Origin of the sequence: Gordonia bronchialis DSM 43247, assembly GCF_000024785.1 — a bacterium.
Taxonomy (GTDB): Bacteria; Actinomycetota; Actinomycetes; order Mycobacteriales; family Mycobacteriaceae; genus Gordonia; species Gordonia bronchialis.
This window is the reverse complement of sequence record NC_013441.1, coordinates 4792864-4814828: the sequence shown is the minus strand read 5'-3', so window position 1 is coordinate 4814828 and position 21965 is coordinate 4792864. Positions and strand designations below refer to the sequence as shown.

At 68.9% G+C, this 21965-nt stretch carries 17 protein-coding genes; 10 read left to right on the top strand and 7 right to left on the bottom strand.

The genetic code is table 11. The features are described from left to right. Nucleotides 1–70: 70 nt before the first annotated feature. Nucleotides 71–2092: a M13 family metallopeptidase gene (locus GBRO_RS22290; protein ID WP_041920039.1), complete on the bottom strand. Its 2022-nt coding sequence runs from the start codon at nucleotides 2090–2092 to the stop codon at nucleotides 71–73. A 60-nt stretch (nucleotides 2093–2152) separates the two neighbouring features. On the opposite strand from GBRO_RS22290, the gene GBRO_RS22285 reads away from it, so the two are divergent. The 3 genes from GBRO_RS22285 to GBRO_RS22275 are packed head-to-tail and all read left to right on the top strand — an operon-like array spanning nucleotide 2153 to nucleotide 5107. Beyond that, nucleotides 2153–3595: a dihydrolipoyl dehydrogenase family protein gene (locus GBRO_RS22285; protein ID WP_012836107.1), complete on the top strand. Its 1443-nt coding sequence runs from the start codon at nucleotides 2153–2155 to the stop codon at nucleotides 3593–3595. 40 nt (nucleotides 3596–3635) lie between these two features. Beyond that, nucleotides 3636–4376: a FadR/GntR family transcriptional regulator gene (locus GBRO_RS22280; RefSeq protein WP_041920038.1), complete on the top strand. Its 741-nt coding sequence runs from the start codon at nucleotides 3636–3638 to the stop codon at nucleotides 4374–4376. Then, nucleotides 4373–5107: a sterol desaturase family protein gene (locus GBRO_RS22275; protein ID WP_012836105.1), complete on the top strand. Its 735-nt coding sequence runs from the start codon at nucleotides 4373–4375 to the stop codon at nucleotides 5105–5107. The genes GBRO_RS22280 and GBRO_RS22275 overlap by 4 nt, the downstream gene beginning before the upstream one ends. A 44-nt stretch (nucleotides 5108–5151) precedes the next feature. Here the strand turns inward: GBRO_RS22275 and GBRO_RS22270 are convergent, their stop codons facing one another. Further along, complete coding sequence (locus tag GBRO_RS22270; protein ID WP_012836104.1) at nucleotides 5152–5901, bottom strand: pirin family protein; 750 nt, start codon at nucleotides 5899–5901, stop codon at nucleotides 5152–5154. 120 nt (nucleotides 5902–6021) lie between these two features. Between GBRO_RS22270 and GBRO_RS22265 the strand changes: the two genes are divergently transcribed. Continuing rightward, entirely contained in the window at nucleotides 6022–7659 is a 1638-nt protein-coding gene (locus tag GBRO_RS22265; protein WP_041920037.1) for an NTF2-like N-terminal transpeptidase domain-containing protein, read from the top strand. 7 nt (nucleotides 7660–7666) lie between these two features. On the opposite strand, the gene GBRO_RS22260 is transcribed toward GBRO_RS22265, so the two are convergent. Next, nucleotides 7667–8119, bottom strand: coding sequence for a DUF3054 domain-containing protein (locus GBRO_RS22260; RefSeq protein ID WP_115311735.1), 453 nt, complete (start codon nucleotides 8117–8119; stop codon nucleotides 7667–7669). 51 nt (nucleotides 8120–8170) lie between these two features. After that, nucleotides 8171–9349 (bottom strand): lysylphosphatidylglycerol synthase transmembrane domain-containing protein, encoded by a 1179-nt coding sequence (locus GBRO_RS22255; RefSeq protein WP_012836101.1) that lies wholly within the window; start codon nucleotides 9347–9349, stop codon nucleotides 8171–8173. Nucleotides 9350–9449: 100 nt separating this feature from the next. On the opposite strand from GBRO_RS22255, the gene GBRO_RS22250 reads away from it, so the two are divergent. After that, complete coding sequence (locus GBRO_RS22250; protein WP_052298327.1) at nucleotides 9450–10715, top strand: AI-2E family transporter; 1266 nt, start codon at nucleotides 9450–9452, stop codon at nucleotides 10713–10715. 59 nt (nucleotides 10716–10774) lie between these two features. On the opposite strand, the gene GBRO_RS22245 is transcribed toward GBRO_RS22250, so the two are convergent. The 3 genes from GBRO_RS22245 to trmB form a co-directional block, all read right to left on the bottom strand. Beyond that, nucleotides 10775–14062, bottom strand: coding sequence for an MMPL family transporter (locus tag GBRO_RS22245; protein ID WP_012836099.1), 3288 nt, complete (start codon nucleotides 14060–14062; stop codon nucleotides 10775–10777). 149 nt (nucleotides 14063–14211) lie between these two features. Then, a complete protein-coding gene (locus tag GBRO_RS22240) occupies nucleotides 14212–14904 on the bottom strand; it encodes an NYN domain-containing protein (protein ID WP_012836098.1) in 693 nt (230 codons plus the stop codon). Further along, complete coding sequence (gene trmB / locus GBRO_RS22235; RefSeq protein ID WP_012836097.1) at nucleotides 14901–15719, bottom strand: tRNA (guanosine(46)-N7)-methyltransferase TrmB; 819 nt, start codon at nucleotides 15717–15719, stop codon at nucleotides 14901–14903. The genes GBRO_RS22240 and trmB overlap by 4 nt, the downstream gene beginning before the upstream one ends. Nucleotides 15720–15811: 92 nt before the next feature. On the opposite strand from trmB, the gene GBRO_RS22230 reads away from it, so the two are divergent. The 5 genes from GBRO_RS22230 to GBRO_RS22210 all read left to right on the top strand — a co-directional run bounded on the left by GBRO_RS22230 (nucleotide 15812) and on the right by GBRO_RS22210 (nucleotide 21916). Beyond that, a complete protein-coding gene (locus GBRO_RS22230) occupies nucleotides 15812–16720 on the top strand; it encodes a hypothetical protein (protein ID WP_012836096.1) in 909 nt (302 codons plus the stop codon). After that, nucleotides 16717–18306 (top strand): ERA-like protein 1, encoded by a 1590-nt coding sequence (locus GBRO_RS22225; protein WP_012836095.1) that lies wholly within the window; start codon nucleotides 16717–16719, stop codon nucleotides 18304–18306. The genes GBRO_RS22230 and GBRO_RS22225 overlap by 4 nt, the downstream gene beginning before the upstream one ends. Further along, nucleotides 18287–18751 carry a DUF6802 family protein gene (locus tag GBRO_RS25810; protein ID WP_012836094.1) on the top strand — a complete coding sequence of 155 codons (465 nt, stop codon included), beginning with the start codon at nucleotides 18287–18289 and terminating at the stop codon, nucleotides 18749–18751. Before GBRO_RS22225 ends, GBRO_RS25810 begins: the two co-directional genes overlap by 20 nt. Before the next feature lie 217 nt (nucleotides 18752–18968). Next, complete coding sequence (locus tag GBRO_RS22215) at nucleotides 18969–20795, top strand: phosphoenolpyruvate carboxykinase (GTP) (RefSeq protein ID WP_012836093.1); 1827 nt, start codon at nucleotides 18969–18971, stop codon at nucleotides 20793–20795. A gap of 122 nt (nucleotides 20796–20917) precedes the next feature. After that, entirely contained in the window at nucleotides 20918–21916 is a 999-nt protein-coding gene (locus GBRO_RS22210; protein ID WP_041920036.1) for an esterase-like activity of phytase family protein, read from the top strand. Nucleotides 21917–21965: the final 49 nt, after the last annotated feature.

The following is a 21965-nucleotide window of genomic DNA, read 5'->3' as shown; positions in this document are numbered from 1 at the left end:
TCGACCGTGCCGAATGTGGGATGCGGTTGTGCACCGGCGAATTCGGGGTCCCGCCCGGACCCGGGCTCGGTCACCAGATCCGGACCCGGTCGGCCTCGTCGAGATACAGTGTGTCGCCTGGTTTCACGTCGAAGGCGTCGTAGAACACATCGATGTTGCGAACGACGCCGTTGCAGCGGAACTCCGGTGGTGAGTGCGGGTCGATCGACAGCCGTTTGATGGCCTCGGCCTCGCGGGTCTTGGTCCGCCAGATCTCCGCCCAGCTGTAGAAGACCCGCTGTACCCCGGTCAGGCCGTCGATCACCGGCGGCGTGGTGCCCTCGGTGGCGAGTTGATATGCGACCAGCGCGATGGACAGCCCACCGAGGTCGCCGATGTTCTCGCCGATGGTGAAGCCGCCGTTGACCTTGTATTTGGGGTCCAGGCCCTCCGGGGTGAACTCGCCGTACTGCTCGATGAGTTTGGCTGTGCGGGAGGAGAACTCCTCGCGATCGGCGTCGCTCCACCAGTTGACCAGGTTGCCGTCGCCGTCGTACTTGGCGCCCTGATCGTCGAAGCCGTGCCCGATCTCGTGGCCGATCACCGCACCGATGCCGCCGTAGTTGGCGGCGTCGTCGGCGTCGGGGTCGAAGAACGGTGGCTGCAGGATCGCCGCCGGGAACACGATCTCGTTCATTCCCGGGTTGTAGTAGGCGTTCACCGTTTGCGGGGTCATGAACCATTCGTCGCGGTCCACCGGTGCGCCGATCTTGGCGAACTCGCGTTCCTGCTCGAAAGACGATGCGCGCGCGACGTTTCCGATGAGATCGCCACGGTCGACGATGAGTGCGCCGTAGTCGCGCCAGGTGGCCGGGTATCCGATCTTGGGGGTGAACTTGTCCAGCTTGGCCAGCGCCTTGGTGCGGGTCTCGGGTGTCATCCACTCGAGATCGGTGATGTTGCGCCGATAGGCCGCCACCAGATTGGCGATCAGCTCATCCATCCGGGCCTTGGCTTCGGGCGGAAAGTGCTTGTCCACATACAGTTTACCGACGGCGAACCCCATCGCACCCTCCACGAAGGAGACCCCGCGCTTCCACCGGTCGCGATTGGTCTGGGCCCCGGACAGGGTGCGTCCGTAGAAGTCGAAGTTCTCCTCCACGAACTCCGACGACAGATACGGCGCCGCCGATCGCAGCAATCGCCACGCCAGCCATGTCTTCCAGTCGTCGAGCGGACGCGAGGCGATCAGCCCGGCCGCGCCGCTGACGAAGGACGGCTGGCCGACGACGACCTCGGCAAAGGTGGCGTCGCCGACGGTCCCCAGCCCGCCGAACCACTCGCCGAGATCGAATCCGGCTGCCGCGGACTCGAATTCGGCGAGCGACATGAGATTGTAGGTACGTTCGGCGTCGCGGCGGGCCACCACATCCCAATGATGTTCGGCGATGGCGGTTTCCAGGTCCAGCACCGTGGCGGCCCGGTCGGCGGGGGCGTCGAAACCGGCGAGGGCGAACATGCGCTCGACGTGAGCGGCGTAGGCGGCCCGGGTCTCGGCGTGGATGTCGTTGCCGTCGGCGTCGGGGTGATAGTAGGACTCGTCGGGCAACCCGAGACCCGACTGCACGATGTGCACGAGGTAGCGATCGGACTGCCGGGCGTCGGTGTCGACGTAGAAGCCGAAGAGCCCGCCGACGCCGTGCCGCGTGAGCCGGCCCATCCGCCGGGCCAGCGCGGTCGTCGAATCGATGCCGGCGATCTTGTCGAGTTCACCGCGGATCGGGCCGATGCCGAGGGCGTCGATGTGGTCGGTGTCCATGAACGAGGCGAACAGGTCACCGATCTTGAGGGCGTCGGAGCCGCTGGGCGGGCTCGACTCGGCGCACTCGGTGATGATGTCGCGGACATTCTCCTCGGCGCGGTCGCGCAGCACGTGGAAGGCGCCGTCGATGGCGCGGTCCTCGGGAATGACGTGGCGCTCGAGCCATTTGCCGTTGACGTGGGCGAACAGGTCGTCCTGGACACGGACGGAATCATCGACCCACTCGAGGTCGAGACCCGAATTCCGAGAACTGGAGTTGAGGGTGGTGTCGGAAGCAGTCACGCGATCCATCCTGTCACCGGATGCCCGATCCGTCAGCCGCGATCAGGCCGACGCCCTACCGTCGAGGGTATGGACACCTACGACGTGGTGGTCATCGGCGGTGGCCCTGCCGGTGAGAATGCCGCCGACTACGCCATCCGGGGCAGTTCGCGCACCGCGGTGCTCGTCGAACACGAGTTGCTGGGCGGTGAGTGCTCGTACTGGGCGTGTATGCCGAGCAAGGCGCTGCTGGGACCGGGCGCCGCGCTGGCGCGGGCGTCGGGGCTGCCCGGTGCTGCCGAACGTCTGGCCGGCACCGCGCCGGACGTACGCGCGGTCCTCGGGTGGCGTGACGAGGTGACCGGCGGTCGTGACGACGCCGGGCAGGCGTCGTGGGCGCGGTCGGCGAACATCGAGGTGATCCGCGGTGGAGCACGGATCGTGGGCGAGCGGGAGATCGAGGTGTGTGATCGACGCCTGCGGGCGCGTCACGCCGTCGTGGTGGCCACCGGCTCGACCGCGTCGATCCCGCCCGTCTCCGGCCTGGCGCAGGCGCGGCCATGGACCTCGCGCGACGCCACCAACCTCACCGAGGTGCCCGGCCGGATCCTGGTGCTCGGCGGTGGGGTGGTGGGCTGCGAGGCCGCCACCTGGCTGACCGATCTGGGGTCGGCGGTGACGATGGCCGTTCGGGGTTCCCGGTTGCTTCCCAACGCGGAACCCTTTGTCTCCGAACAGATTGCCGACGGCCTGACCGCCCGCGGTGTCGACGTGCGATTCGGTACCCAGATCGTCGCCGTGGAGCGGCCCGACGCCGCGGACACCGGATACGGACGACGCCACGGCGGCCCGGCGCGGATCACCCTGGACGGGCCCGACGGTACTGCCGAGGTGACCGTCGACGAGATCCTCGTCGCCGCCGGACGACGCCCCGCCACCGCGGGACTCGGGCTCGCGACGGTGGGCCTCGAGGACGGGGCGGCGATCGCGGTGGACGATCACCTGACGGTCCCGGGCACCGACTGGCTCTACGCCGTCGGAGATGTGAACGGGCGAAATGCGTTGACGCACATGGGTAAATATCAGGCGCGGGTGGCGGGTGAGGTGATCGCCGCCCGCGCCGAGGGGCGTGCGATCACCGGCGACCGATACGCCGCGTCGGCCGACCATCACGCGGTACCGCAGGTCGTGTTCACCCGGCCGGAGCTGGGGTCGGTCGGCCGCACCGAGCGGCAGGCACGCGCCGACGGCATCGACGTGCTGATCGCCGAGACCGACATCGCGGTGGCCGGGTCGTACCTGCTGGGACCGGACTATCGGGGCCACGCCAAGCTCGTCGTCGACCGTGATCGCGGGGTGGTGGTCGGGGCGAGTTTCCTCGGTGCCTCGACCGGTGAGCTGGTGCACGCGGCGACGATCGCGCTGGTCGGCGAGGTGCCGGTGGATCGGCTCTGGCATTCGGTGCCGTCGTATCCGACGGTCAGCGAGGTGTGGCTGCGGTTGCTCGAACAGATCCATCCGAAACTGGTCTGACCACTTGACCACTTGATCCGACATGACTACCGTCACTCCCATGCCCTTCGAACCGGTCGCGCCGCGCAGCGTGCCCACCGATGTCTACGAGCAGATCGTCACCGGCGTCCTGTCCGGTGAGCTGGCCGTCGGGGCGACGCTGCCCAGTGAACGTGAACTCGCCCGGATTCTCGGCGTCTCGCGGCCGGCGGTGCGCGAGGCGCTGGGACGGGTGGCCGCGGCCGGCCTGGTGAGCATCCGGCAGGGCGGCAGCACCAAGGTTCTCGACCCGGCCGTCGCCGGCGGTCTCGATCTGCTGCCGCGGCTGCTGGTCCGCGACGGTGAGCTCGATCCGCGGGTGGCGCGCTCCGTTGTCGAGGCCCGCGCGCTGGTGGGGCCCGAGGTCGCCGAACTCGCCGCCCGACGTGCCGCCGCCGACGTCGTGCCCGCGCTGTCGGCGATCCTCGATGAGCTTGCCGCCGAACCGGATTCGATCGCCCAGCAGGTCATCGCGCTGGAGTTCTGGAGCCGGGTCATCGACGCCGCAGATTCGATCGCCTTCCGGCTGATGTACAACTCGCTGCGGGCCGCCTACGAGCCCGCGCTCCCGGTGCTCGCGGCCGTGCTGGAACCCGAGATCGCCAACATCGGCGGATATCGCGCCGTCGTCGACGCGATCGCGGCGCGTGATCCGGCGCGCGCCGGGACGGCCGCGCGGGCGCTACTGACGCCCGCCACCGATGCACTGCTCGAGATGTGTGCTGCGCTGATCGCCGACGACCCCGAGGAGCGAGACGGATGAGCGACGTCGAATCGGCATCCGACGGGATCGATGCCCAGGCGCGGCGGCGGGTCGCCGTGGCGGAACGTCGGCTGCGTGGCCGTCGCACCGTCAGTCTGACGTCGGCGTTCGGTGAGTTCGTGCACCATCCGTCGCCGTGGATGATCTCGGCGCTGCTGGTCGCGTCGGTGATCGCACGGGTGTGGATCGGGGACTGGGGACTCGCCGACCTGCTGGTGCCGATCGTCATGATCGCGGTGTTCCCGCTGGCCGAGTGGCTGATCCACGTGTTCATCCTGCACTGGCGGCCCCGGCGGGTGGGACCGGTCACGCTCGACACCCTGCTGGCGCGCACACACCGTGAGCACCACCATGATCCGCGCGACATCCCGCTGGTCTTCATTCCCTGGCGGGCGCTCATCGGGGTGCTGGCCGCAGCGCTGATCGTCGGCCTGGTTCTGGTGCCGCTGCTCGGCAGCGTCGAACGCGGACTGACCTTCCTGATCGTTCTCGGCCTGCTGGGCATCGTCTACGAGTGGACGCACTACCTGATCCACACCGACTACACCCCGAAAACCCGTGTGTACCGGGCAGTCTGGCGCAATCACCGGTTCCATCACTATCGCAACGAGCACTACTGGTTCACCGTCACCACCTCGGGGACCGCGGATCGGTTGCTGCGCACCTATCCCGATCCGGACGCCGTCGAGAAGTCCCCGACGGCGAAGAATCTGCACGCCGTGAACCGCTGACCGGCCGCACGGTGAACGTGTTCGGTAGCACGGTCGATGCGGTGTCAGGAGGACAGCGCCACCATCAGGTCGGTCTGCATGGTCCAGATCAGGATTTCCGCGTCGCGCTCCGCGGTGACGTTGCCGATCGGGGTCTCGGTGGCACGCAGCGCGTCGCCGGTGTGGAGGGGCGACGTCCCGACGCGGACGTCCCCCGCGACGATGAACAGATGTGTCCACCGGGCCGCCGGCACCGCCACCGTCGTGCCCGCCGGCAACCGCGCGGCGTAGAGCGTCGCGCCCGCGTTGTGGATGTGGACCGCGGCGTCGAGGCCCGGAACGCCGGATGCGACGGCGACGAGTTCGCCCGTCGCGAGCGCGGCGGAGACGTCGGCCTGCTCATAGGACGGGGTGAGGCCGTGCACATCGGGTGCCACCCACATCTGGATGTAGCGAACCGGGGCCTCACCCGAGCCGGGCAGATCAGGCCAGGTATCGTTCCGTTCTGAATGTTGGATTCCAGATCCTGCACTCATGCGCTGGGCCAGGCCGGGGTGGACGACGCCGGAACGCCCGTCCGAATCGCGATGGACGAGCGTTCCGGAGACCACCCAGGTGACGATCTCGGACTCCTGATGGGCGTGGAAGTCGAAGCCGCTCCCGGGGGTAACGATCTCATCATTACTGGCCAGTAAGGACCCGTGGTGGGTATTGTATGGGTCGTAGTGATCTCCGAAGGAGAAGCTATGCCGGGACGTCAGCCAGTCGGTCGTCGTCGCCGCACGTTCGGAGGCTCTGATCACGCTGATTCCCATGCCCCGATTATGGGCGTGGGACCTTCTACCCGACCACGAGACCCGATCGTGACCGCTCGGATCCCCGAATGGAAGCTCATGGGATCGCTATTGCGTGTGACAAGAGTGAAAATTGTGAACATGAAGAATTGGGTCAAGCGCGCGCTTGTCGCGGCTTGTGCCGCGGTCGTCGCCGTCCTCGTCCTCGCCTCGTGTGGCATCACGGGCTCCGACGACACCGGTGCCGCCGCAGCGATGAAGGGTTTTGCGTCCGCACTGAGCAAGCAGGACGCCGGTGGCGCCGCGCAGTTCACCACCGCGCCCGGCCAGGCCGGGGATGCGCTCACCGCGACATTGCAGGCGATGGGTGCCCGCAGCGTGCTCGCCGAGGTTCATGATCCCGTCGAATACAGCGACGGCACTGCGTCTTTCGCGCTGAAGTACACCTGGAGCTGGGACAAGGGTCGCACCTTCGAGACCACCAGCAACGGCACCGCGCGCCACCTGTCGACCGGGTGGAAGGTGACCTGGGAGCCGTCGATCATCTACCCCGGTCTGCCCGTCGGTGGCATGCTCCGCGAGGTCCGCACCGACGCGACGCCCGCCCCCTCGGTCCGCAGTCGCACCGGCAAGGTGTTCATGTACCTGCAGCCGGTCAACGACATCATCCTCGACCCGGCCCGCACCCCGGATACCGCCAACTCGGCCCGCGCGCTGGCTCGGACCATCGCCCCGATCGCGCCGCTGATCACCTCCGATGTGATCAACGGCCGGCTCGCCGAGGCCAACGGACGTGCGATCACCGCGGTCACCCTTCGGGACACCGACATGGAGGTCCTCGCCGGTGATCCGGCTCGGGTCGCCGGGGTCACCGTCCGCCGCTCGGGTGCTCTGGTGATGGCCGATCGTCGGCTGATGTCGCCGCTCGAATCCGGTCTGACCAACTACTGGCAGGCCATCCGCGACGCCACCGCCGGCTGGCAGGTGCAGATGGTCGGGCCGGGTCTGCAACCCCGCAAACTCGTCGGCGACCAGGGCCCGGCTGGACCCAGCGTCTTCACGACGGTCGATCAGGGTCTGCAGCTGACCCTTGGCGACGCCGCGGTCGAGGTGGGCCAACCCGCCACCATCCTGGCTCTCGACGCCGCCAGCGGCGCGATCCTGGCGATGGCGCAGAACACCTACGCGGCGCAGCGCAACATCAACGTCGATGCGACCTATCCGGTGGGCACCACGCTCAACCCGGTGTTCGAGGCGGTGTCCCGCGCGGCGCGCGACAACCAGGCGACGGCGGATGCGACCCTCGACCGCCTCGGGCTCGGCGTCCAGTTCACCGTGCCGGGTGCCAGCGCCCCCACCCCGGGCCAGCCCGGTGTCACCACCGTCGACTTCCGGCCCGGTCAGAGCAGCGCGTCGATGATGAACATGGCCGCGCTCGGCGTCGCCCTCGCCCGCGGAGGGGCCGGTCAATTCAGCTCGGTCGCGCCGTATGTGATCAAGGGTGTGCCCACCAAGGTCGTCAGCGGATCGCTGGGCGACATCGATCCGGCGCTGATCAACGACGTCCGCCGGGCGATGGCCGCCACCGCCCGTACCGGTGACGCCAGTGACCTGACCCGGGCACCCGGCCTGCGCGCTCTCGTCGGCACCAACGGTCCGCAGGGGCCCGGCTGGTTCGTCGGAATCCAGGGTGGAAAGGTCATCGTCGTCTACACCGAGGGCCCGAAGTCGGGCACCGCGGCGCTGCAGGTCGCGCAGAAGTACTTCACCATCAGGTGAGCCTGGATCAGTCGCGGGCCTGCGCCCGGCGCGCGAGAGCGGCGAAGGCCGCCCGCCAGCCCAGCAAGAACAGGCCAAGGAACGATGCCGCCACGATGATGAAGCTGAGCTCGACGCCCTGGTGGAGGATGTAGCGCACGACCATCCCGACGGTGACCGTGCAGAACCAGATCACCAAACCCACCGGAACCATCCGGTCCGGGCGGAAGTCATGACCGAACCAGTCGCTCGAGCGGACGTGCGAGTACACGTAGGTGATCGACCAGCCCGCCGCGCAGCCGACCAGGAACGGCCACACCGTCTGCATGATGCCGATCGGCGAGAACGCCTCCTCGTGGCTGGCACGTCCGATCAGAGCGAACACCGTGATGACCACCGCGTCGATGACGCCCGCGGCGGGTGCCGAGGCCACCCCGCGCATGGGGGCGACGGTTCGCTCAACTGTGTCCGAACTCGCCATGGTGGATTACGGTAGCGTCTCGCGGTCGGTCAGGTCATCTCAGGATCGCGCTCAGTGGTCGTCGTTCGTTCGATCGGTCGACTTCGGCGGGTCGGGTGGATCCGGTGGATTCGGTGGCTCGACGGGGCCGGGACCGGGTTGAGGAGGTTGGTCGATACCCTCGGCCACCTCGTCGCGGGTGATCTCCTCTTCGAGCGTCTCCCCGGTCTTGATCCGATTGCGGAACATGAAGCCGACCACCACCCAGCCGATCGCGGCGATGAGGACATAGCTGATCATGCGGTAGACCAGAACCGCGGTCACCGCGTCGGCCAGCGGCATGCCGGAGCTGGTCAGCGCGGGAACGAGCACTGCGTCGACGACGCCGATGCCGCCGGGCAGCAGCGGAACCGCCGTGCCGACGGCCTTGCCCGCGGCGTAGGCGACCATCAGTCCCGAGATGCTCGGATGTGCGCCGACGGCCCAGCACGCGAACATCAGACAGCCGACGTCGGCGACCCAGTTGAACAGACTCCAGCCGAAGGCGACGGACGTATCGCGCTTGGTGAGCTGGACGGCACGCAGCTGCTCGAGGGTTTCGATCAGTTTGTCGACACCGTGATCGTCGGGCTTGCTCCGAACCTGGTTGATCCAGCCCAGGACCCGGATGCCGGTGGACTGCAACGACTCGGGATGGCTGGCCAGATACTGCAGGATGAGTGCGACGGCGATGAAGCCGACGATCGAGAAGACCACGGAGAACGGGCTGGTCTTGGCCCCGGCGAGGACGGCGCCACCCAATCCGAGGACGGCCAGGCCCACCCCGGCCAGCAGCCCCGACATCACCACCTGCCACGACGCCACGACCGGGGTGGCGCCCCACTTGCGGGTCTCGCGGTAGGTGAAGGCCGGCGCCAGCACCTGACCGCCGGGCATCGTCTGGCTGACCGAGTTGGCGGCCAGGATCAGCGACAGCGACTGCCACTGCCGGACCTTGACCCCCGCCGAACGCAGCAATGCGCGCTGCACCTGGGCGAAGCTGTCCATCGACAGCAGCGCCGCGACGATGCAGGCGATGATCCACTGCCACTTCAGCTCGTCGATCCGCCACCAGGTCTCTTCCAGCCGCGGCCAGATGAGGTACACCTCGACGGCGAGCACGGCGACGATGATGCCGAGCAACGTCCAGCGCACCCACCAGAATCGTGGCCGCGCCGGGGCGCTGCGTGGGGCAGCTCCCTCCGACGACATAGACCACACCCTAAGCCCTGGCCCCGCGGCCGCCGGACACCCGTCGGGCGGCGGTGGGTTTCGCGGCCGTTGACCGGGTCCGGGCGCCACCCGCTTCGCCGTGGCGGACCACCGGCCCGTCGGCGGTCCTACGCTGGCTCTCGTGACCGGTAGCGAACGCGCGCGAGATCTCGCGGCACTGGATCGAGAGCGAGTGCATCCGACGGTCCGGGCAGCCGCCGAGTGGAGCTGGCGCCTGCTGATCATCGCCGCGGCCGGATTCGTGCTGCTGCGACTGTTCACCGAGTTCGAGGAGGTGCTGGTCCCGGTCGCGCTGGCGATCCTGGGATCGGCGATGCTCGTGCCGGTCGTCGACGCCCTGGACCGACGCGGGGTGCCGCGTTCGCTTGCCGTGCTGGGTGTGATCGTCGTCGCGCTCGGCATCCTCGCGGCCGTCCTGACCTTTGTGGTTCGCGAATTCATCCGGGGGGTACCGGAACTCGCGGATCAGGTCCGGGTGACCGTGGATCGGACCAAGCAGTGGCTGGTCGACGGGCCGTTGCACGTCGACTCAGAGCAGGTGCGCAACGCCGGCAGCGATGTGCTCAACGTGGTGCAGAACAATCAGGACAAGGTGACCTCCGGGGCGCTGGCCACCGCGACCACCGCCAGCGAGATCGTCACCGGTGCGCTGCTCACCCTGTTCCTGCTGATCTTCTTCCTCTACGGCGGTGGACAGATCTGGCGGTTTCTGGTCAAAGGCGTGCCGTCGGGGACCCGAAGCCGGGTCTGGGCGGCCGGTATCGCCGGCTTCGGCACACTCGTCGGCTACGTCCGGGCGACGGTGGTGGTCGCCCTGGTCGACGCGATCGGGATCGGGATCGGACTGGCGATCCTGCGGGTTCCGCTGGCGCTGCCACTCGCGTCCCTGGTCTTTCTGGGGGCCTTCATCCCGATCGTCGGCGCGCTGCTGAGCGGAACGCTCGCGGTTCTCGTCGCACTCGTCACCCAGGGGTGGATCGCCGCGGTCATCACCCTGGCCATCGTCATCGGCGTCATGCAGTTGGAAAGCCATGTGCTGCAACCATTCCTGCTCGGCCGGTCGGTGCGGCTGCATCCGGTCGCGGTGGTCCTCGCGATCGCGGCGGGACTCGTCTCGGCGGGAATCATCGGCGGCCTGCTGGCCGTGCCGCTGATCGCCTTCCTCAACACCGCGATCCGACATCTCTCGGCCGACGAGGACGAACCATCCGCGGCGATCGACTCGACCGCCGAGGTGGAGGTGGGCGGCGACAAGATGTATGCCGCGCGACCCGACCCGCCCATGTGGGACGAATACGCCGACGGCATCGCGGTGCTTCCCGACGACGATGATCGGGACACCTGACGCTCGCTCACCAACCGCCGAGGACGTGAAACACCCCTCGACGTGGCGCCGGGGTCGGCTCAGCTGTCGGATCGGCTGCGGCGCAACAGGTCCTGCACGCTGATCTGCCCGCCGTCGTCGGAACGTGCGTGACGGTCGGTGCGGGAGCGTCGCGAACCCGTCTGCCCGGGCTCGGCGGCATCGGAGTCCCGGGTGCGCGTGGCGTCGGCTGACGGCACCGCGTCGGGACTCAGGCCCCGGTCCATCCGGTCGCCGGAGCCGCGGGGACGGTCGGCGGATGGACCCGAACGCTCGGGGGACAGCGACGCCGCGAGCGGACGCCCGCCGGTGTTCTCCAGCTCGGGCCGACGCCGCAGGGGTGACCCCGGCTGGGACGACCCCGGCTGGGACGACCCCTGGTGCGACGAATCCGGTTGCGGTGCACCGGACTGGGGTGAACGCGGCTGGGACGGACGAGATTGGGGCGCGCCCGGTCGGGACGGCCCGCCGGGGCCGGGGCCGGTCGCCGGACGACCCGTTGGCGGCGGAGTCGTCGGAGCCAGGGAGGTGCGTACCCCGTCGGTCGGGCGTCGACCCGAATTCGGTTCTGCCAGACGGATTCCGCCGTCTCCGAGTCGCCACCCGCCGGTGTCGGGTCCCTCGCTGCGCGGACGAGCCGCGGGCCGACGGAACGGGGTGGGCCGGTCACCGGTGACCGGCGGGCCACCCGGCGCCGACGTCGCGCCGGCACCCACGGGCTGCGGACCCGACGGCGGAGCCGACGGCCCGACCCGGGCGCCCCGTGCAGGGCGGGCCGCGGGCGGCACGGTCTCGGCGGGCGGGCGGGTGCGCGTGGGACGCTCGGTGGCCACCGTGGTCGGTTCGGGAGTCCGGGCACGATCGGCGGCCCTGCGGGCGGGGGCTGTGCGCTCCGGCGGTGGTCCCATCGACGCCGGACGGGCCACCCGTGGGCGGGCCATCACCGACGTCGGTGCCTCCGCGACCAGCGTGCCCGCGCTCATCGTCTTCGCCGCCGCGGAGCGGTCGCGCAGCTCGTCGGGCTCGTCGTCGAGCACCGTCTCACCGAGACCGATCTTCTGCTGCATCACCCGCATCCAGCGTGGTGCCCACCAGCAGTCGTCGCCGAGCAGCTTCATCACCGACGGCACCAGCAGCATGCGGATGACCGTCGCGTCGAGGATCAGCGCGGCGATCATGCCGTACGCGATGTACTTCATCATCACGATCTCGGACATGCCGAACGCACCCGTGACGACCACCAGGATGGCCGCGGCCGCGGTGATGATCCGGCCGGTGTGTGCGGTTCCCACCCGGATCGCCTCGGTGGTACTCGCGCCCTTCTGCCGCGCCTCGACCATGCGGGACAACAGGAATATCTCGTAGTCGGTGGACAGGCCGAAGACGATCGCGATGATGAGCACCAGCACGGCCGCGAACAGCGGGCCGGGCGTGAAGTTGGCCAGCTCGGCGCCGTGGCCGTCGACGAAGATCCAGGTCAGGATGCCCAGCGTGGCGCCCAGGCCGAGCGCCGACATCAACGCCGCCTTGATCGGCAACACGATGGAACCGAACGCCAGGAACATCAGGAACCCGGTGACGAGCACCAGCAGCACCGCCATCAGGGGCAACCGGCTCATCAGGGCGTCGATGGAATCCTGCGTCAGCGCGGGCGTACCCGCGACGTACATCTGCAGGCCGCCGGTGTTGATCGCCCGCAGATCCTTGATGGCCTCGGCGGCGGTGTTGCGGTCCTGCAGACCCGACGACATCTGGAAGATCCACGCACCCGAGTTGGGATACTGCCCCGACTGCGCGCCGTCGTTGGGCGAGGTGGAGAACGGTTTGGTGAAGCCGGGGATCTTGTTGGCCTGGTCGGCGATCGCCTGCAGCTTGTAATCGTAATCGGGGGTGTTGGGGTCGTAGACGACGACGAGCTTGATCTCTTCGGTGCGCTCGGTCGGGAAGTACTTATCGAAGTTCTCCTGGGCCACCCGGTTCGGGTTGTCCGGCGGCAGATACTTCTCGCTGATGCCGCCGAACTGGATGCCGCCGAACGGGATGATCAGCACCAGCAACAGCAGGACGGTGGGAACGGCGGTGGCCACCGGGTGCTTCATCACCCAGCCCGACAGCTTGCCCCAGAAGCCGTTCTCGATCTCCTGGCGACTCTTGATCCGGCCGGTGAAGCGGGCGTCGAGGGCGTCGGCCCGCTGCGCTCCGAGGGTCTTGCGCACCAGCGGGATCACGGTCCACGACATCAGGGTGTGGATGGACAGCGCGTCGATCCGCGGACCGAGGATGCCGAGGATCGCCGGCAGCACCGTGATGGACAGGATCGCGGCCAGCGTCACCGACGCGATGGCGCCGTAGGCGACCGATTTGAGGAAGCCCTGCGGCATGATCAGCAGACAGGCCAGGGCGGCGACGATGATCGTCGCCGAGAACACCACGGTCTGACCCGCGGTCATCACGGTTCTTCGGACCGCGGCCTTGGTGGAATAGCCCTCGCCGAGTTCCTCCCGGAACCGGGACACGATGAACAGGCCGTAGTCGATCGCGATACCCAGACCGATCAGGGTGACCACGGACTGCGCGAAGATGTTCAGCTCGGTGGTCAGCGCCAAAATCTTCATGATGCCCAGCGAGCCGGCGATCGTGAGACCGCCGATCAGGACCGGCAGACATGCCGCGACCACGCCCCCGAAGATGAAGAACAGCATGATGGCGACGATCGGCAGCGCGATGACCTCGGCGCGGTGGATGTCCTTGTCCATGCCGTCGGCCATACTGCCGGCCACCGGTTGCAGACCGGCGAGTTCGAAGGTGGTGCCCTCGAGCCCGAATCTGTCGTCGATGTCGTGGAAGAACGGTTCGATGGTCTTGTAGTTGTTGAGGACCGTGGTGTCGTCGTTGCCGGCGACGCCGATGCTGATGAACGCGTGTTTCTTGTCCGCGGTGAAGGTGCGTTCCTGGACCGCGGACTGCACCGACTGCTTGAAGAACGGGTCGATGACGCCCGGGTCCTGCCGGTTGACGATGTCGGGGTGCGCGGCGATGAGGTCGTCGACGAACGTCTCCACCTTCGCGCCGAAGGCCGGGTCGTCGACGGTGGTGCCCGCGGGCGGGGTGACCAGCAGGATGATGTCGGAGCGGTGATCGCGTCCGAGTGCGGCGTCGGCGTACTGCGAGCCGCGGACCGACTCGGACGTGGGATCGAACCAGCCGCTCTGACTGAGGTGTTTACCGAGGTCCAACCCGTAGAGCCCGAGGCCGGCCATCAGGGCGATCATCACCGCGATGACGGCGAAGCGCATTCGGTAGACGAATGTGCCGATGGCTCCGAACACGCGTGGCTTCCTTTCGGTGAGCGAGGGTCGAGATCGTTTGGGCTGCGACGCCGCATTCTTTCAGCGCCGCCTGAGCCGTGGCTGAGTAGCGTCGGCGCAGCGTTGGCTCGCCGGGCCGCGCGTCACGTGCCGTCGCTCACGGCGACCGCTCAGCGCAGCAGCGCGCTCAGCGGGCGGAACGGTGTCAGCCAGGCGCCTTCGTCGGGCAGCGAGTCGAGACCGATGCGCGGCAGCGGCTCGCGGAAGACGCCGGGGATGTCCTCGAGGTCGATGAACTCCAAGTCGTCGGCGGTCAGGGCCCAGCTGGCGTGTTCGCGGAACCCGATGACGGTTACTCCGACGCCTTCGGCGGCCACCTGCGACAGCGGCTCCCGGAAGGCTTGGCCATCGGCGGAGGCCACGACCACCCCAGCTAACCCAACAGTCTGCCTGCGAAGTTGGATGTGGTCGAGCATGTCGGCATCGACATCGCTGTCGTCGGCCAGTTTGGGCTTGGCGAAGACCGCGTATCCCACGTTGCGCAGGGCATCCACCCAGGGACGCACAACATCGGCGCTACCAGGCACGATGTTGGTGAACACGGTCGCCTCGGCTTCCACCGGACCGATGTCGGCGGTGGCGGCGGACACATCTGCGGTGCGCTGTAGCAACCATCGCCCCAGCGCGTCGAACCGTGGCCGGTGGGCGGCGGTGGGACGTCCGCCGAGGATCGCACCGAGACCCATGTCCATGTTCGGGGCGTCCCAGACGAGCAGCATGCGCCGCGTCGTCGACGCTCCGGCGACCGCCTCGCCGAAGCCGGACGGGCCCGCCGTGGTGGCGCCGGGAGTGGGCTCGTTCATGACGCATCCTCGCTGTCATCGGCGGTGCCGTCGGTGTCGGTGCCGGTGCCGGTGCCGCCGGGCCCGGTGCCGCGCGGTACGGGCCGGGTGTAGACGAATTCGTTGACGTCGCGACCCTCGCGTTCGGCGCGGCCCTCGAACTTGGTGGTCGGCCGATCGAGGGAGATCGGCGACGCACCGGTGAGTTGCACCACATGGTGGCCCGCGGGGTCCTGGGTGGCGAGCTTCTCGGCGATCCATTCGGCGTAACCGGCGTGGTCGGTCGCGATGTGCAGGACCCCGCCTCCGATGAGCCGGTCGGCCATCAGTTCGAGCGTCCCGGACTGCACGAAGCGGCGTTTGTGATGCCGCGACTTGGGCCACGGGTCGGGGAAGAACAGCCGGATACCGGTCAGGCTGGCCGGACGGATCAGCTCGGTGAGCACCACCGTGGCATCCCCGCGGATCATCCGGACATTCGTCAGACCGTTGCGATCGACGAGTCCGACGAGCTGCGCGAGGCCCGGCCGGTAGACCTCCACCGCGAGGACATCCACGTCGGGTTCGGCCGCGGCCATCGCGGCGGTCGAGATGCCGGTTCCGCTGCCGATCTCGAGGACCGTCGGCGCCTGCCGGCCGAAGAGCGCCTCGAGGTCGAGCGGGCCGTCGGGCTTGGTGTCGGCGGTCAGGATGTCCACGCCGAGCTGCGGCCACAGGGTTTCCCAGTTGCGTTGCTGGCCGGTCGTCAGGCTGCCCCGCCGGAACCGGAAACTGGTCACGCGCGGGTACTCGCGGGCGCGTTCGGCGCTGTTGTTCACGTCCCCATCGTTCCTCATCGCGGGGGCCTGTGGAGGTCCGGGCGCCGAACTGCCGGTCAGCGGTTAGGCTGCCAGCACGGATCGGGCAGGCCGGGTCGGGGGTGAGGGCGATGGTGACGGGACAGCCGCAGGGTGAGCCGCAGCTGGGCGGGCGGCCGCCGAACCGGCAGCAGATGGGCGGGCCGCTGATGCATGAGCCCGGCATGCTCGTCCGCGCCGCCGACGCCGGACACCTGACGTCGCTGGTGGAGCCAGCCTCGCCGTTGCGGCCCGTGCTCCAGGCCGCCGAGCAGGAGCATCTTCGGCCGTGGCAGGTCGGCGTCCTCGGGAGAGCCGGGGTGGGCCGCGACACGATGGCCCGCGCGCTCGGTGAGCGGTTGTCGCTGGCGGCGTCCGATTCCGCCGACGCCGATCTGTGGGTGTATGTCCTGGCCGGATTGCCGCGCCGGGCCGACACCGACGCGATCGGGAAGCTTCCGCGCGACCGGCTGATCGTCGTGCTGGGCAAGGCCGACACCCACGGTGACTGGGACACCGCGACGTCGATCGCGCGCAACGCTGCGCATCGACTCGGCGTGCCGGTGGCGCCGGTGTCGGCGTTGCTGGCCTGCGTCCAGGTCTCCGACGACGACTTCGCGACGCTGCGCGGCTGGGCGTCGGCGGGCATCGAGATGCCGTCGATGGCCGGACGGTTTCTCTCCGGGCCGCCGGGTTCGGCCGAACGACAGACCCGGCTGGACCTGCTGACCCGCCTCGATCAGTTCGGCATCGATCTGGCCCTCACGCTGATCGGCGAATCATCGCCGGCGGCCGCCGACGGCGCCACCTTCACCTCGTTCCTGCACGCCGCCAGCGGGATCTCCGATCTCGTCGAACCGCTGCGGGCGATGGCCGGGCCGGTTCGTCGTCGACGCCGGATGCAGTTGCGGGAGACGATCGAACTCGCCGCGATGACCGGCTGCGACCGCGATGCGGCCGAGGCCTTGCTCGCCGACCGGCCGGCGGTGGGTGCCCGATGACCGCTGCCGACGCCGACGATCTTCTCGCGCGGGTCGCCGATCTGACCGGATTCGACGCCACGACCATCGCCGTCGGGACGTCGGTTCTGGTCACCGGGACCCCTGGGGTGGGGGTGAGTTCACTCGTCGACGCCTGCCGGTCGCTGGCCCCGGACCTCCACGTCGTCGACGCCGAAGACGTTGCGCAACAACATATTTCGACAGCTATCGGGGTGGCGGTGCTGGTTGTCGACCCGTCGTCGTCGGTGGGGGAGGAGGAGCGTCGCATCCTCGACGACCTGCGCGCCACCCACGGCACCGTCGGATTGGTGTGCGCCAAGATCGACGCCTTCTGGCAGTGGCCGCGGGTGCTGCGCGCCCACCGGCACACCCTCGATCCGCACGATGCCGTGGCGCTGTTCGCCGTGTCGTCGATCGCCGCCCTGTCCGGGGCCGTCGACGAATCCGGGGTCGGCGCGCTCGTGGAGTGGCTGCGCTCGGAGGTCGAGGTTCCAGATGCCGTCCGGACGAGTCGTGCCCGCATCGCGGCCGCCCGCGGATCGGTGGAACGGCTGCTCTACGACCTCGACAATCACGACACCCTGACCGGTGCAGCGGGCGCGGACGACACCGAGGCACTGATGCGCCGTCGTCGGGTCCTGGTTTCCGGGCGCGACCGTGGGCGCACGGACCGGCTGGCCGCGGTTCGCGCCGGTCTCGGGCGGGTGCGAGCCGAGTCGTCGGTGCAGATGCAGACCGGACTGCGCACGATCGCGACCACCGCCGCCGGGTCAGACGGCGATCAGACCGTCGACGTCAGCGGCCTGCGCGCACTCCTCGACGACCTCGCCGCGACGGTGTCCGGTGCCATTGAGGAACGGATCGAAGAGGTCCGCGCCGCCGCCCTGGTGGACCTGAACGAATCCGAACACGCCGGACCCACCGGATCGGATCACGCCGGCACAGACCGCGCCGGCGATCCCGCTGAACCTGATCCGCCCGAATCCGATCCCATCGGGGCCGAGCCGTGGGCGCTGGACGTCGGGCCGGTCCGCGCACCGACCGGTGGTCGGCGCGGCGCGGAGGATGCGCTCATGCTGCTCATCGGGGCCTCGACCGGGCTCGGTGTGGGCCGGCTGCTTGCGGCGCTGATGGCCTCGGTGCATGCGGTGGGATGGATCGCGATGCCGCTCACCCTGGCCCTGGGTATCGGCGCGGCCGTGTGGGTGATCCGGATGCGGCACCGGACGACAGCGCGGATGCAGGCGCGTGGCTGGGTGACCGAGACCCTCGGCGAGGTCCGCGCCCGGGCGGATCATCAGATCGGTGTGCGCGTGGCAGGTGCCGAGAGTCGGATCGCCGGCCAGATCGCGCGCTCCTACGATCGGCGCGCCCGGCTGGTGACCGCCGAGGTGGCGGCCCTTGACGATCGGGTCCGCGCCCTGCGCGACGACGAGAACGCGCGGCGACGACGTCTTGCGGCAGCCCGAACCCTGCAGCTGGCCCTGGCCGAGGCCCAGCATGCCGCATCGACGCCGGCCGTGCCCCAGACCTCCCAGAGAGCCGAACAGCGGAAAGAGGAACTCGATGGAACCCACGTTCGGTGACCCGATCCCGGGGGACCAATCACCCGAGCCCGACCCCGCGTCGATCTCGGGGGTCGGCGACACGCGGCCAGACGGTGGGTTGTGGAACGGCGGTGGTTTCGGGAACGACAGCGGGTACTGGAACGACGGGGCGAGCGGCGACGTGACCGAGGTGTACGCCCACCCCGACCCGTTGCCCGCCGACGACCTCGACAGTCATCTGTGGATGCACGACGACGGCCGCATCTGGGATCTCGGACCGGCCGAGGTCGACACCGACAACGACGGCGTCAACGACTCGCTCACCCGCAACGGACCCGACGGCATGACCGTCTACACCGACAGCGACCGCGACGGACAGGTCGACAAGGTCACCGAGATCGGCGCCGACGGCGAGTTCCGGTCCGCGGTCCTCGACCCCGAGACCGGGGCGTGGATTCCGACCGATTCGGGTCGATTGAACTGACGGCGGGGGCGGCCCGTCGCGCCGAGTGGATTGAAGCAATCATCAAATCCGCAGCACAGCCAGGGTAAAACGTCCCGGTCTCGCCCGGTGTGGCATACACCGCATCTGCACACCCCGCCACCTAGCGCCCGTTCGGTCGTCGTATCCTTGGGGAACGACGACATCACCCCTGGCGATCCGTCGAGCCGGTCGCCAGTTTTCAGGAGGCCAGGAGACTATGACCGCAGCCACTATTCCCGGACTGGAGCCCAGTAGCGCGCCGACCAAGCATGCGGGACTGCTGGCCTGGGTGGCCGAGGTCGCCGAGCTGACCCAGCCCGATCGCGTCGTCTTCGCCGACGGCAGTGACGAGGAGTGGAACCGCCTCACCGAGCACCTCGTGTCGGCAGGCACCCTGGTCAAGCTGAACGAAGAGAAGAAACCGAACTCGTTCCTGGCCAATTCCGACCCCGCCGATGTCGCCCGCGTGGAGTCCCGCACCTACATCTGTTCCGAAAAGGAAGAGGACGCCGGCCCCACCAACAACTGGGTCGATCCCGCCGAGATGCGCTCGACCATGACCGAGCTCTACCGCGGTTGCATGCGCGGCCGCACGATGTTCGTCATCCCGTTCTGCATGGGACCCCTCGGCTCGGAGGACCCGAAGCTCGGCGTGGAGATCACCGACTCCGAGTACGTGGTGCTGTCGATGAGGATCATGGCCCGCCTCGGCCAGGCCGTTCTGGACCTGCTGGGCGAGGACGGCTTCTTCGTCAAGGCGCTGCATTCGGTCGGGGCCCCGCTGGAACCCGGTCAGGCCGACGTGCCGTGGCCGTGCAACAGCGAGAAGTACATCACCCACTTCCCGGAGACCCGCGAGATCTGGTCCTTCGGATCCGGTTACGGCGGCAACGCGCTGCTGGGCAAGAAGTGCTACGCCCTGCGCATCGCGTCGGTGATGGCCCGCGACGAGGGCTGGATGGCCGAGCACATGCTCATCCTCAAGCTGACCAGCCCGGAGCAGAAGGTCTACTACGTGGCCGCCGCATTCCCGAGCGCCTGCGGCAAGACCAACCTCGCGATGATCCAGCCGACCATCGAGGGCTGGAAGGCCGAGACCGTCGGCGACGACATCGCCTGGATGCGTTTCGGTGAGGACGGCCGTCTCTACGCCATCAACCCGGAGTTCGGTTTCTTCGGCGTCGCGCCGGGAACGAGCTATGACTCCAACCCGAACGCGATGCGCACCATCGAGGCCGGCAACACCCTCTACACCAACGTCGCACTCACCGACGACGGCGACATCTGGTGGGAGGGCATCGACGGCGAGGCCCCGGCCCACCTGACCGACTGGCTGGGCAACGACTGGACCCCGGAGTCCGATCACAAAGCCGCACACCCGAATTCGCGGTACTGCACCCCGATCTCGCAGTGCCCGTCGCTGGCGCCGGAATGGGACAACCCGCAGGGTGTGCCGATCTCGGCGATCCTGTTCGGCGGCCGTCGCAAGACCACCGTGCCGCTGGTGACCGAGGCCAAGGACTGGCAGAACGGCGTCTTCATGGGGGCCACCGTCGGTTCCGAGCAGACCGCCGCCGCCGAGGGCAAGGTCGGCACCGTGCGTCGCGACCCGATGGCCATGCTGCCGTTCATGGGCTACCACGTCGGCGACTACTTCGCGCACTGGATCAACATCGGCAAGAACGCCGACGCCACCAAGCTGCCGAAGGTCTTCTACGTCAACTGGTTCCGTCGTGGTGACGACGGCCGGTTCCTGTGGCCCGGATTCGGTGAGAACAGCCGAGTCCTGAAGTGGATCATCGGCCGCATCGAGGGCGAGAACGAGGGCGTGTCCACCCCGATCGGCATCGTCGCCAAGCCCGACGAGATCGACGTCACCGGTCTCGACGTGCCGGCCGACGACCTGGCCGCGGCTCTCGACTTCGACGCCGACGAGTGGCGTAAGGAGATCCCGCTGATCGAGGAGCTCTTCGACTTCGTCGGGGAGAAGCTGCCGACCAACCTGCGTGACGAGCTCGACGCGCTCAAACAGCGTCTGAGCTGAGCATCGTATTTGCCGTAGATCCGTGCCACCGACGTGGCACGGATCTACGGCGCTTGTGAGGTACCTGTGACTTCGCAGCTCGCCCGACCGCCTCACCTGCCACTTTGGTATCGTTGCGCCCTATGAGAATGCGCTTGTGGGGGGCGGCGATCATCGGTATCTGTGTCGTCGGCCTCTCGTCTCTGCTCGTCGGTCCGTCGTCGGCCGCTCCCCGGCCACCCGCGCCGGTCGCTGTGGGCGCGTTCTACACCGACACCACGACGATCGGCGGTGTGCCCACCTTCGCCGGCATCACCGGGTTCGACCGGGTGGCCAACGGCCGGTACGTGCTGATCCCCAAGGACTCCGCGCCGGGACGGTTCTTCACCGGCAGCATCCGCTACGCCTCGGGTGTGGGCGGCTTCCAGAGCACCGGCATCGACGGTGGCGCACCGATCCTCGGACCGGGCAACCTGCCCCTGCTGCCGGGCGCCGCGCAGTTCGAGGGCATCCGACGCGCCGGGTCCGGCTACGTGGTCGTCAGCGGCGGCGCGCAGCCCTTCGTCCGGCTCATCGGTTCCATCGGGCTCTACGGTCGCGACCTCCCACTGCCCACGGCGTGGCGGCCGACGAAGAACACCGGACTCGATCCGCGGCGCGGTCTCACCGGGGTCGCCGTGGGCCCGGGCGGGCAGATCAGTGTGCTGACCGCCGGCGGACTGCGGCAGGACCCGGCGAACGCGGCCCGGCTGCTGACCTTCGGGCGCACCAACCCCGAGTTCACCTATCGCACCGACCGCGACACCCGCGCCGCGGACATCCTCGCGATCAACGCGACCGATTATCTCGTCCTCGAGCGCGGCGCGGGCCGGGTCACCCGGATCTTCTTCACCACGACCCGCGGCGCCGACCGGGTCACCGGCAAGTCCCGGCTCACCGGCCAGGAGAAGGCGATGCCCAAGCGGCTCATCTTCTCCAGCAGCGGTGTGCCGCGGCTGAACACCGGCAACATGTCGGGGCTGGCGTGGGGCAACTGGCAACCCGATCTGCCGTGGCAGCGATACCGCGCGCGCACCCTGTTCGTCATCACCGACGACGCCGTCACGCGGGTGCACTCCTTCGAGGTTCACCTCCCCCGGTGATGCCCCCGGCATGGTCCGGGTCACCTCAGGGTGATTCCTGATGGCGGTC